Consider the following 9631-nt stretch of genomic DNA (forward strand, 5'->3'; position numbering starts at 1 on the left):
CTAACGAGAGAATCAGGGATTTGGGCGAGCTTATTAGAAATCTTTATCAACAATGGGGAGTGATCTGCATCGAACTTTTTCGCTCGAACACCCCAAAAAGCTTATGCTGTAAGGAGTTCAGCCAGCTTGTCCCCCTGTCAGTGATTTTACAAGAGAAAGTGATGTTGATGTTTTAGTAGAATTTGAACAAGGGAAGACTCCTGGTTTAGCTATTATTACGATGGAAGATGAGTTATCAAATATAATAAATCGCCAGATAGATTTAAGAACATCGGCAGATTTAAGCCGTTATTTTCGTGAGCAAGTCTTGGCAGAAGCTATAGTTATTTATGAGCAAAATTGATAATTTAACTCGGCTAAAACACATCAGAGATTCAGCAAAAGAGGCATTATCTTTTGTAAATAATCGCACCAGACAAGATTTAGATGACGATAGGATGTTATCTTTAGCTCTCGTAAGATTAATTGAAATAATGGGCGAAGCTGCTAATAATACAGACCAAGCTTTGCCTAGCATGGTTTATAGCTCGTGATACTGTACCTCATACGACTGCACACCGCTATAAACATCGCCTTCAAAGTCTCTCTACTCGCGCTTAGAAATCAGTTGAGCGGTCAACGGAAGTCAACTCGTCCCACAATAGAGAGGTCATCGCGCCCGATTCCCCATGAAACTACCTTACCTATTGATACCGCTCGGCTTCATCGCCCTAACCGCTCTAGTGATCGGGGTCTATCAAGCCTCTAGCGCTCCCATACCCGCAGGATTTCCGACCCCGACCCCGAACGGACGGATCGAGGTGAAGAACTATCCCGCCTATCGCGCCGCTACTTACCGCTATCGGGGTCAACTTTCCGAGGCGGCGAACCGGTCGTTTTATCCCCTGTACCAACACATCAGTTCCAACGAGATCTCGATGACCGCACCCGTTGAAACCCGTTACCCCGCAGACACGGGAGCGACATCGGGAGAGGCCGAAGTTTCCTTTCTCTACCGCGACACCGACACTTACCCGAAAGAGGTGGCCGATAATATTCGGATTGAGGATGTACCACCCATGACGGTGGTGAGCTTGGGATTACAGGGAGGTTACGATTTTGACAGTTACCAACAGGGATTGACCCGACTGAACGAATGGCTGGCCGAACATCCGAGCTACCGGGCGATCAGTTCCCCCCGTCGCTTTTTCTATGACGGTCCCTACGTTCCCGATCCCCTGAAACGGAGCGAGATACAGATACCCGTCGAGGCGATATCGTCGAATCATTGAACTCATGGCCAATCCTGACTGGTATCGCAGAGGAAATGGTCGGCCATGATGTCCTCGAAGGTGAAAAGACAGTGAGAGGGAAAAGTCCGTATCGGTAAATCCGTGTCCCGCAAAGCCAAATCGACTCCGGCCTCGAAAGCGTCGGATAAAGCCGTCGGTATCCGGGATTTTAAACTAGGATTGTCCTGTAGATGCCGTCTGATCGCTCGTCTCTGTTCTCTAATCGTCAAAAACCAACTACGAGAACGTTTATCTGGCTGATATTCCCATTTGAGAAGATGTCCTACCAAAACGGTTAGACGGCTCACCAGTTCTCGATATTCTTGTTTACCCAAGGAAATTACTTCCTCCCGCAAGTTTTGCCAGTCCAGTGCTTCTACCTGTCGGTTGGCCAGAGCTTTCGCTTGTAGCTCTGTCCAGCCGTAGAAGTCGGATTCATACAGGGCATTCGCTCGATCTGACCTATTGGAACTCATATCTGACCATATTTGTACTGGAACTAGAATAGGAGGATTAACATTTTGATTATGACAAAATGGCTATCCGGCGGGGAATGTCCCCACCGAATAAAGTTTACCAACCGCCGCAGATACTTGTCATATTTCGTGTTGTCGTTCGAGGGCGGCGATTTCCTTCTCTTCTTGCCGTTGCCGAATGGTGCTATCAATGGCGGCCTTCATGATAGCGTTATCGCCGTGAGCGAGTCTGAGGGTGTAGAGTTCGACCAGGGATAGAGGAAAGAGGGTTCGTGTTAGCAGGGTGAGGTCGAGGGTGGGAAGCTGGGAGAATTGTCGGGAGAGGTAGTTCAATAAAGTTTGTTCTGTCATCGTTTTGTTTCTCGAATGATTTGCACCCGATGGCGTTAGCCTTTTCTCCTTTTTTTTCTTTTTCATCTCTGGCATCGGTTGTCTTCGCGGATATCCCATGAACCATCGACACGGAATAAAAATAAACAGCGTTTGGCGGTCGTTCCCTGGGCGGTCAGTGTCAGTCGCCCTAACTGTCCCCAAGAACCGCCCAGACCGCCCCTCGTGTCCGCCCAACTAACCCGGTAGATCGTGCCGTCGTTTCCCCCGACACCGCTAACTCTTCTCAGGGTCGAATTAGCAGTGTCGATGTCCACCCCGTCCGTCAGAGACTGCCATTCGCTGACCGTCTCGCAATCGTCGCTGGCTATCTTGGCCACCTCGATCCGTCTGTCGTCTTTCATGCAGAGGGTGGTGGGGGTGGTTCCACTTCCTGTTGCATCGAAGCGGGTAAACTTCCAATGTTGGGAAAGTTCAAAGGTGGCCATATCTAGGCGTAGTTCCGCTATTAATCTCGAAAGTATAGAAAAACCGATCAGCAGCAGGATAGTGATCAGGGTTAAGGTAACGAGCAGTTCGATAAAGCTGTAGCCGGATTGACCAGTTTTAACTCCCGTTTGCCTGCGCCCTATCTTTTTTACAGGGCGCTCGTCTTGATTCGATTTATATTTCATCTTTCCCATTTACCCAATTTATTCCTGCCTCTAATGCTTCTTCGATCGAGTCATAACATCCGCTCAAATATGGGTCTGATTCAAACTCATAAAAAGCTGCAATTCCGCTGCCTCTTGATAGGGCAAAAGAATATTTACTTGGGTTGCTTGGGCATATATAGACACCGATATTTAGTAGATGGCGGGGATATTTTTTTTTCCGCTTCTGTGCCGTTGCGAGAGGTTTTTTTACCTGTTCTGCTTGCCATTGGTGGCCGCAGTGATCGCAGTAAATAGTTAGGCTTTCTAGGCTCTTTCTATAAGTTTCCGATGATTCGCATTGGGGGCATTTCATGGTTTTTTAATTTGTTAGGGGTTAAGATTGGGATTCTTGAGCGGAAAAAGGGGGGGATGTGGATCGCTAGAACCAGTTCTAGATCGGCTTTTAATAGTATTAATAATATTAAGTCTATCAAGCCGATTTGATCTACTGATAATTGGTAGCTTAAAACTGCTGAATAATTATACCTCCTTCAAATTGAATAACGGTAGTTTTGTTTTGTAAATATTCAAGTGCTGCCGCTTCTATTTCTTCTTGATCGCTATCTTCTGGGGGAATAAATGAATAATTCTCACCCGCTTTCAATACGCTAGAATACTCTGAGTATTCACACCGAAATAGAATTCGATCCAATTCTATTTTTGTGTTTGTACTGTCTTCTAAGTCTTCTAAATATTGAACTAGCGCCAAGGCTCCGTCCCAAGACCAAATCGCATTATCATCTTTTTTGAGCAATCTTACCGCTTCGTCAGTAGTTAAATTTATGTACATTTCTCCACTCCTAATTTTTTTGATTTACTGATAACTGGTAAATTAAAAATTAGCTAGTGATGGCCAGGGGTGTTTGCTCTCTCGAAATATTTGATCGCTTCCTTACGGCAGCGAAGCAAAGAACCTAGATGCAACCCCACCGACCGGCGAATGAGTAAATTTAATTATCTCGTGCGGTTACTTGCCACTCGCAGTTATTGTCGAGGCTTGTCCGTTCATCGATTAGGTTCGCTTGGCTTTCATTTTCGATCGAGACAATGGGAAATATTTCCTCGAATAGCTGTTCGGCGTGGGTTTTATTTTTAGCCATTATCGTCACCTCGATTTCTACCGTCGTTATTCCCGTGTATTCTTTCATTGTTGTTTGTTTAGCGAATTATTAGCGAGTATTCGTGAGATTCGGAGAGAAAAGCCCAATCAATTGCCTTTTGATTGTCTGATTTGAGCAGTTCTTTAATTTTTGTTAGTTTGGGTGTGTATTCCACCAGCACATATTCGGGGGGTAGTTCTTCTGGGGGAACGTTGAGCATCACTCGCGTCGGCTTTCGACGCAAACCGACCTTAACGGTTACGCCGTCGATACGGGTCTGTCCGGTTCGCAGCATCTCGTTCGTTAGGTAGCGTCTCAATCGGTTAACCTGATTTTCCGTCTGTTCCGCTAGGGTGCGGATTCTTTTGGCTTCGGCTTTCCTTGTTTCGGCCAATGTCTCTTGATGGTGGATGTAGGCTGCTACCCGTTCGGCTTTGTGCTTAAAAGAGTCGCCGGCCTCCAACCATCGAGTAAAGGCCTTTTCTAGCTTGGCTTCTCGCTCTTCGTCGGTTAGGGTTTCGTCTTCGCAGATATCGGTGATCACCGTTTCCAGTTCGCCGATGATTTCCGCAAGTTGCCAGAGTCGGGGGTTAGTTTGGGTCATGGTTTCTCCTGAATGGGGGAGAGGTTGCCCTCTCCCGTCGTTTTTATCGATTAAGCTGCGGGTAGGGTGCGCTGATTTCGGGTTCCTTCTAGTTCTTGGCGTTGGGCGGTGAGTGCCTGTAATTGTTGTGCCGTCCAGCCATCCACACAGATGAAATCGCGGGTTGCTTCTAAATCAACAAGCTGATCGCCGTAAGCGATCACGAAGTCGCTAATAAGTCCCAGTTGCTGTTTTTCTTCTTCTGATTGCCGTTCGCGCCAGTCGAAACTAACGCTGTAGTAGGTTCCTTTTTCTCCTACTTCCCGATTGAAGCCAATTGTAAAGAGGCCCATACCGGGTTCGCCGTAGTTCATCGCTTCCTGCACCTTGTTAAAAAGGTTGGAAATCGACTGCTTTTTAATGTAGGAAACACAGACCGTATTTTTAGGCAGAATTTCGGCGGAAACGTTCGGTCCGGGGATGTAGAATAATTGAATCCAGGGTACATTTTCGGTTTTGCCCAAACTGCCGAAGAATTTGGAAACTTTGATGATGCCGATATCTATCTTTTGGTCGGGGTTCGTTTTGCGGTGTTGCGCTTCCGAGCCACCGATAAAAAGCCCGCCATCTTTACAGTTGATTCTTACCGAGTAGGGGATATCGGGTAAACAAATAGCATTATCGGTTCGCGTGCCGAAGACAGAAAATAGATTCGATTTTTTAGTAGCCATGATGATTTTCTCCTTGCATTTCTTTGAACTAAAATTATTTGAGAATCCCCCAAAGGTGGGGGAATAAGTTTTACCACTTGGGCATATAACCCGTCGTGCGGTAGTTGTACTCATCGAAATCTATTTCATCGAAATGGATGATCTGGCCGTGCTTGCCAGCTTGAGATTCGACTAAGTAATCGAGTCCGAAAGCGTGGGAATCGATATAGCGCTGCATTCCCCGAATCTTGATCTCGGCTTCAAAGTCTTTTAGATATTTCGGTTTGCGGACTTCGCACCAGTAGCAGCGATAAAAAGTATTGAAAGTTCGGGTGTAACCCTCGACTTCCTCTTTTTTGCAACCTAGATAGACCATAAAGGCCGGCTCGTCCTCCGTGGCATTGCCCCAACCGTGCGGGTCTGTGGCGGTCTGGCAGATCACCACATTTTTGCAAAGTTGGTAAAGTTTGAAATTACCATTGGGTGAACTCTTGATCTCTTCTGCTATCATGTCATTACCTCATTTTGGTGAGCGTCGGGGGATGCAATTTCGCCGTTGTCCTCCCCCGTTTGATTCGAGTTTCTTAACTCGATGATTTTATTATAGCGTGTCGTCATGCTATAAGCAAGACTTTTGCCTAAAGTTTACAAAACTTTATAGCGTGTCGTCATGTTAGACTAAGGCCGAGAATAGTAAAAAAGAAAATGAGAGGAAGACCAGGGGGCAACCCCGATTTAGTAGAACATAGGTTCTCTACCGATAGGGACGAGCCTTGCACGGCCAAGTTAACGTTAAGGCTGCCGCCCTCTCAATATGCCAAGCTGAAAAAGATCGATAACTGGCAGGAAAAAGTTAGAGAGGTGATCACCTCTTTTTTGCAAGAGTTAGAGCATCCCGACAACTGCGAAAAATAAAAGTCTTATCCGAATCATGGAGGCTACGCGGGGGGCTTTAGCTTTTTTTCTTTGGACGCTTCTCTTTCTGTGATCTTCTCTCGCGAACTAATTCCCTCGATCTGGTCTTTCTCCGATTAATGATAAAATATCAATCATTGAAGATAAAAAATTTTTATCTGTTAGGACAGACTAGAGATTAAATAATAAAGAGATGGGGAAAGTAGGAAAAATTCTCAATGCCGCCGACAAAGAGACAGCGATCGCTAATGGTATTCCCCTGGCCACGGTCTATAAGCGCATTGATCGGGGTTGGTCGGTAGAGGAGGCAATTTCTAAGCCGGCCCGACCCGTGGCGGTTGAGCGTCCGCGAGATGAGGTGGGGGAATTTGTACCGGGGGATAAGCTTTTGGGGCGGGGACGTTCCCTACGTTTACCGGCGGATTTCGATCGAGAATTGGATTTGCTGATCGAGGCTTCTGGACAGAATCAGAGTGATTTTCTATCGGATATCATCGTCGAATGGTTGCGAAAAAAAGCCCCGATGTAGTCGGGGGAAAAGTTGTCTTAGTTACAGGTGTTATGATTGCCAATTTTCCAGCAAAAATAGGGAGGCTTTCGTGGCCATACCGGCGGCCTTGAAGAAATATTTATTATCGTTTTTCAGCGCTTTTAACCAGCTGCCTAGATAGTTGGCGTGGTGTTCCAGTTCTCCCGTGTAGTTAAATTCGTTGAGAACGAATGCGGCGGCAATTTCGGCGATCAGTTCCTCGAAAGCGTAGGATTGAGAGCCGAAATCACCCGATAGGTCTCGATTTAGTCGTGTTTTATGTCCCGTCCAGTGGGCGAGTTCGTGGATCGCCGTTCCGTAGTATCCCGCCAGACTCTGGAAGCTGGATAATTCTGGGAGGCGGATCTCGTCTCGTTCTGGACTGTAGAAAGCTCGATCGCCACCGTGGGAGATCGTCGCCTCTTGGCTGTTAAGGAATTTCTGCATGATCGGATCGGTGGTGTGTTCTCGTCCGATCGGTTCGGGTTTTGAGAAGTGAGCGATCTTGATATCGGCGTTTTTATCCTCGACACAGGCCACGTTAAAAACGTTAAACCATTTGGCAGAATTCCGAAATTCCCTGACGGTTTCACCTTGATCATTCTCTATTTCTACCGCGTAGGAACCACCCCAACGAATCCAAGTGGATTCGGAGCCTTTTTTAATCGTCCAGCCGTTTTCTTTTGCTTGATTAAAAGTCAGAAAGTAGGGCTGTTCATAGTTTTGAGCCATGCAATCGATCGCACAGAGTAGCGGGTTAATGCCCGTGTATTCGTGACCCGTGATCAAATTCTGATAGCCGACCGCTTTCCAAGGTTTTACCCAAGGCTTAACGCCATTTTCTAATAATTGCATTAAGCGATCGCTGACGATTTGGAATTTGTCCGAGGGTGTATAGTTTGATTTAGCCATTGTTTAGATGTCCTTTATCTCGGTTTCTGGGGGGCGGCAAGCGCCCCGGTATTTTGCTAGGGGTTTTGGCAGGCCTCGATCAGCAGGTCAGCGATCGAGAAGTCGTAGGGGGTGGGCGGTGTCCATTGCCCTTCTTCTTCGAGTTCGGTCAGCAGTTGGGAAATGTTCTCGATCGCTTTATTGAGCATTTGGGAGCGCTCGAAGGAACTATCTTGGCTCTCTTGTTTTGCGAGCAGTAAATGGTCAAGAGCGTTTTCTAGATGGGGTTTCATGATATTCTCCAGATGGTGATTTAATGTGTTGGTCAGCCTAGCTAATTGCAGTTATCTAGGTTGATATGGAACCTATAAATGGTTAGCAACTGGGACAATTTCTAATAATTTGGTTACGGTCATCGTCCCTACTTTTGTTCGATCACTATTCCGCCAAATTAATATGAGGTTGTCCTTTTCTACTGTCGTTCCGACTATTTCGATCCAGTTATCTGGAAATAAAGTCATCGCTTTATCCTTTTTTCTTTGGTTTATACTTTTATTTTATCATAAATTTTTGATAAAATATCAATAAATAGATAAAAAAATCCCCGCATTTTTGCGGGGAAGATAAGATTTTTTAATAGGGAACTTTTTCGGATTCTAGTGCTTCGATCGAGTAATTTCTGTATCTTGAATTTTTCAGATCGATCGGGACGCACTGACTTAAATCTGCACCTAAATTTACTGCTAATTCGAGGGCATCATTCCAGGCCATCCCCTCGATTTTACATTCCCATTTATAGGCTTTCAATCTTTTGGCGAGTCGAATTTCAAAGCTTTGAATATCCAGATACTGGCAAGCTTTTTTAAGCTCGGCTTTATTATTTCCCGCTATGTAGGTAAGGAATCGCCGGCGTACCCGATCCCTCGGGTTGATAGGCCAGCGCTGTTCGCCGTTATCAGAAAGAAAGATCGTTACTCGATCGCAGAGGTTCAACTGGTACATAAGGTTCTCTCCAAAAACTTCTATGATTTTATTGTATCATAAAATAGCGATAAATTATCATTAAATAGAAAATTTTTTTAGATAAAATGGGATAAAAAAGCGGGGACTTCCCCGCTAGAAAAGCACTAGAAAAGCAATAGCTGAGAGGCAACCGGCGACCACAGCCACCAGCCGCCGCCCACCGACACCAGCCCCCATCCCGGCGAGGGGATATCGGGGGGAAGGAAAACCGCGCACCGCAAGTCGGAACCGACCGCTAAGGCTAGAGAAGACCAAGAACCAGCACCAAACCCGCCGAAACAACGGGAAGAAGACCTAGACGGCAGCAGACCGGGGGGACAGGGAGACGCGGGGAAGGAGAGCCAAACGCCGTCCGGGGAAACGGAGCGAACGCAGGCCACCGAGCGGGCCGCAAAGGAGCCACGCCCAACCCCGAACGAGGAGGCCGAGAAAACGCGGGCGCACGCAAAAAGAGAACGGACAAGGCGATCGACACCCTCGGCACACCCCACCGAGATCAGGCAGGAGGCGGGAACCTCTGCGGCAACAGCAGAAACGGCCGCAAGAGAGGCGGTGGAAGGGGAACGCGAACCAGAGAAGCCAACGCAGGGCGCGGTGGCAACAAGAGAAACGACGGCATCAGGAATCACAGGCAGAAAAATAACTCTACCTTTCTATTTTATCACTCTTTTTCGATAAAATATCATTAAAACTCAAAAACTGATAAATAGAGAGTAGCAGTTCCGACTATTGGCGGGATACTGGCGGGAAGATTGCGGCTTGCTCGCCCCAATTCGTCATAAATCAGTGAAGATTGATCGGTGAATAATATCATTTAAAGCTTAAAACTGATAACTGGTAACTGATAACTGGTAACTGACTATGCCCCAGGTAATGCGCTTAAATAAGTTAGGCAGCTTTTCGATGGCTCAATTGGGACAGTCTAAGAGTGTCATCGCTAACTTCATGAAAAAGCGCAGGGAAAGCCCTGGCGCTGGTTTCCAAGATGCGATGTTAAAGTTATTGCGAACTTTACCGCAAGTCCTGAAATATCTCCCTATGGAAAAAGCTCAGGACGCACGCAACTTTATGTTAAGTTTCCAGTATTGGCTGGGAGGTTCCGCAGAAA

The 9631-nt window shown here is 46.6% G+C and carries 16 protein-coding genes and 2 pseudogenes; 6 read left to right on the forward strand and 12 right to left on the reverse strand.

Annotated elements, in window-relative coordinates; genetic code table 11:
• Positions 1–154: 154 nt before the first annotated feature.
• From IM473_RS14260 to IM473_RS14270, 3 genes and pseudogenes are all read left to right on the forward strand, one after another.
• Positions 155–343: pseudogene (locus tag IM473_RS14260) on the forward strand (nucleotidyltransferase family protein); the annotation flags it as partial.
• Positions 330–533 (forward strand): HepT-like ribonuclease domain-containing protein, encoded by a 204-nt coding sequence (locus IM473_RS14265; RefSeq protein ID WP_287659285.1) that lies wholly within the window; start codon positions 330–332, stop codon positions 531–533. The pseudogene IM473_RS14260 and the gene IM473_RS14265, both read left to right, overlap by 14 nt.
• A 135-nt stretch (positions 534–668) precedes the next feature.
• Positions 669–1271 carry a heme-binding protein gene (locus IM473_RS14270; protein ID WP_287659286.1) on the forward strand — a complete coding sequence of 201 codons (603 nt, stop codon included), beginning with the start codon at positions 669–671 and terminating at the stop codon, positions 1269–1271.
• Positions 1272–1273: 2 nt separating this feature from the next.
• Here IM473_RS14270 and IM473_RS14275 read toward each other — a convergent pair whose 3' ends face one another.
• The 9 genes from IM473_RS14275 to IM473_RS14315 all read right to left on the reverse strand — a co-directional run bounded on the left by IM473_RS14275 (position 1274) and on the right by IM473_RS14315 (position 5676).
• The gene (locus tag IM473_RS14275) at positions 1274–1747 is read right to left on the reverse strand and encodes a DUF29 domain-containing protein (protein ID WP_287659287.1); all 474 of its coding nucleotides are present in this window, start codon (positions 1745–1747) and stop codon (positions 1274–1276) included.
• A gap of 120 nt (positions 1748–1867) precedes the next feature.
• Positions 1868–2098: a hypothetical protein gene (locus IM473_RS14280; protein ID WP_287659288.1), complete on the reverse strand. Its 231-nt coding sequence runs from the start codon at positions 2096–2098 to the stop codon at positions 1868–1870.
• A gap of 62 nt (positions 2099–2160) precedes the next feature.
• Positions 2161–2751: a prepilin-type N-terminal cleavage/methylation domain-containing protein gene (locus tag IM473_RS14285; RefSeq protein WP_287659289.1), complete on the reverse strand. Its 591-nt coding sequence runs from the start codon at positions 2749–2751 to the stop codon at positions 2161–2163.
• Positions 2741–3085, reverse strand: a complete 345-nt coding sequence (locus IM473_RS14290; RefSeq protein WP_287659290.1) for a hypothetical protein — start codon at positions 3083–3085, stop codon at positions 2741–2743. The genes IM473_RS14285 and IM473_RS14290 overlap by 11 nt, the downstream gene beginning before the upstream one ends.
• Before the next feature lie 150 nt (positions 3086–3235).
• On the reverse strand, positions 3236–3562 hold the full coding sequence (locus IM473_RS14295; protein WP_287659291.1) for a hypothetical protein: 327 nt from the start codon (positions 3560–3562) through the stop codon (positions 3236–3238).
• 160 nt (positions 3563–3722) lie between these two features.
• On the reverse strand, positions 3723–3920 hold the full coding sequence (locus IM473_RS14300; protein WP_159294844.1) for a hypothetical protein: 198 nt from the start codon (positions 3918–3920) through the stop codon (positions 3723–3725).
• A 10-nt stretch (positions 3921–3930) separates the two neighbouring features.
• Complete coding sequence (locus IM473_RS14305; protein WP_287659292.1) at positions 3931–4476, reverse strand: siphovirus Gp157 family protein; 546 nt, start codon at positions 4474–4476, stop codon at positions 3931–3933.
• A gap of 50 nt (positions 4477–4526) precedes the next feature.
• Entirely contained in the window at positions 4527–5186 is a 660-nt protein-coding gene (locus IM473_RS14310; protein ID WP_287659293.1) for a hypothetical protein, read from the reverse strand.
• 70 nt (positions 5187–5256) lie between these two features.
• Positions 5257–5676 carry a hypothetical protein gene (locus IM473_RS14315; RefSeq protein WP_287659294.1) on the reverse strand — a complete coding sequence of 140 codons (420 nt, stop codon included), beginning with the start codon at positions 5674–5676 and terminating at the stop codon, positions 5257–5259.
• 194 nt (positions 5677–5870) lie between these two features.
• On the opposite strand from IM473_RS14315, the gene IM473_RS14320 reads away from it, so the two are divergent.
• Both IM473_RS14320 and IM473_RS14325 read left to right on the forward strand, forming a co-directional pair.
• Positions 5871–6080 carry a hypothetical protein gene (locus IM473_RS14320; RefSeq protein ID WP_159294848.1) on the forward strand — a complete coding sequence of 70 codons (210 nt, stop codon included), beginning with the start codon at positions 5871–5873 and terminating at the stop codon, positions 6078–6080.
• A 193-nt stretch (positions 6081–6273) separates the two neighbouring features.
• The gene (locus tag IM473_RS14325; RefSeq protein ID WP_287659295.1) at positions 6274–6609 is read left to right on the forward strand and encodes a hypothetical protein; all 336 of its coding nucleotides are present in this window, start codon (positions 6274–6276) and stop codon (positions 6607–6609) included.
• A 30-nt stretch (positions 6610–6639) separates the two neighbouring features.
• On the opposite strand, the gene IM473_RS14330 is transcribed toward IM473_RS14325, so the two are convergent.
• From IM473_RS14330 to IM473_RS14340, 3 genes are all read right to left on the reverse strand, one after another.
• Positions 6640–7521 (reverse strand): ArdC family protein, encoded by an 882-nt coding sequence (locus IM473_RS14330; protein WP_287659296.1) that lies wholly within the window; start codon positions 7519–7521, stop codon positions 6640–6642.
• Positions 7522–7577: 56 nt separating this feature from the next.
• Positions 7578–7793: a hypothetical protein gene (locus IM473_RS14335; RefSeq protein WP_287659297.1), complete on the reverse strand. Its 216-nt coding sequence runs from the start codon at positions 7791–7793 to the stop codon at positions 7578–7580.
• Positions 7794–8133: 340 nt separating this feature from the next.
• The gene (locus IM473_RS14340) at positions 8134–8502 is read right to left on the reverse strand and encodes a hypothetical protein (protein WP_287659298.1); all 369 of its coding nucleotides are present in this window, start codon (positions 8500–8502) and stop codon (positions 8134–8136) included.
• An 879-nt stretch (positions 8503–9381) separates the two neighbouring features.
• Here IM473_RS14340 and IM473_RS14345 point away from each other — a divergent pair.
• Positions 9382–9631, forward strand: a pseudogene (locus IM473_RS14345) (DUF3479 domain-containing protein); the annotation flags it as partial.

Source organism: Microcystis sp. M015S2, from assembly GCF_020245945.1.
GTDB lineage: Bacteria > Cyanobacteriota > Cyanobacteriia > Cyanobacteriales > Microcystaceae > Microcystis.

Excerpts from the sequence above, each read along its gene's own strand:
- IM473_RS14265 (WP_287659285.1), top strand. The coding sequence starts at position 330 with ATGAGCAAAATTGATAATTTAACTCGGCTAAAACACATCAGAGATTCA.
- IM473_RS14270 (WP_287659286.1), top strand. The coding sequence starts at position 669 with ATGAAACTACCTTACCTATTGATACCGCTCGGCTTCATCGCCCTAACC.
- IM473_RS14275 (WP_287659287.1), bottom strand. The coding sequence starts at position 1,747 with ATGAGTTCCAATAGGTCAGATCGAGCGAATGCCCTGTATGAATCCGAC.
- IM473_RS14280 (WP_287659288.1), bottom strand. The coding sequence starts at position 2,098 with ATGACAGAACAAACTTTATTGAACTACCTCTCCCGACAATTCTCCCAG.
- IM473_RS14285 (WP_287659289.1), bottom strand. The coding sequence starts at position 2,751 with ATGAAATATAAATCGAATCAAGACGAGCGCCCTGTAAAAAAGATAGGG.
- IM473_RS14290 (WP_287659290.1), bottom strand. The coding sequence starts at position 3,085 with ATGAAATGCCCCCAATGCGAATCATCGGAAACTTATAGAAAGAGCCTA.
- IM473_RS14295 (WP_287659291.1), bottom strand. The coding sequence starts at position 3,562 with ATGTACATAAATTTAACTACTGACGAAGCGGTAAGATTGCTCAAAAAA.
- IM473_RS14300 (WP_159294844.1), bottom strand. The coding sequence starts at position 3,920 with ATGAAAGAATACACGGGAATAACGACGGTAGAAATCGAGGTGACGATA.
- IM473_RS14305 (WP_287659292.1), bottom strand. The coding sequence starts at position 4,476 with ATGACCCAAACTAACCCCCGACTCTGGCAACTTGCGGAAATCATCGGC.
- IM473_RS14310 (WP_287659293.1), bottom strand. The coding sequence starts at position 5,186 with ATGGCTACTAAAAAATCGAATCTATTTTCTGTCTTCGGCACGCGAACC.
- IM473_RS14315 (WP_287659294.1), bottom strand. The coding sequence starts at position 5,676 with ATGATAGCAGAAGAGATCAAGAGTTCACCCAATGGTAATTTCAAACTT.
- IM473_RS14320 (WP_159294848.1), top strand. The coding sequence starts at position 5,871 with ATGAGAGGAAGACCAGGGGGCAACCCCGATTTAGTAGAACATAGGTTC.
- IM473_RS14325 (WP_287659295.1), top strand. The coding sequence starts at position 6,274 with ATGGGGAAAGTAGGAAAAATTCTCAATGCCGCCGACAAAGAGACAGCG.
- IM473_RS14330 (WP_287659296.1), bottom strand. The coding sequence starts at position 7,521 with ATGGCTAAATCAAACTATACACCCTCGGACAAATTCCAAATCGTCAGC.
- IM473_RS14335 (WP_287659297.1), bottom strand. The coding sequence starts at position 7,793 with ATGAAACCCCATCTAGAAAACGCTCTTGACCATTTACTGCTCGCAAAA.
- IM473_RS14340 (WP_287659298.1), bottom strand. The coding sequence starts at position 8,502 with ATGTACCAGTTGAACCTCTGCGATCGAGTAACGATCTTTCTTTCTGAT.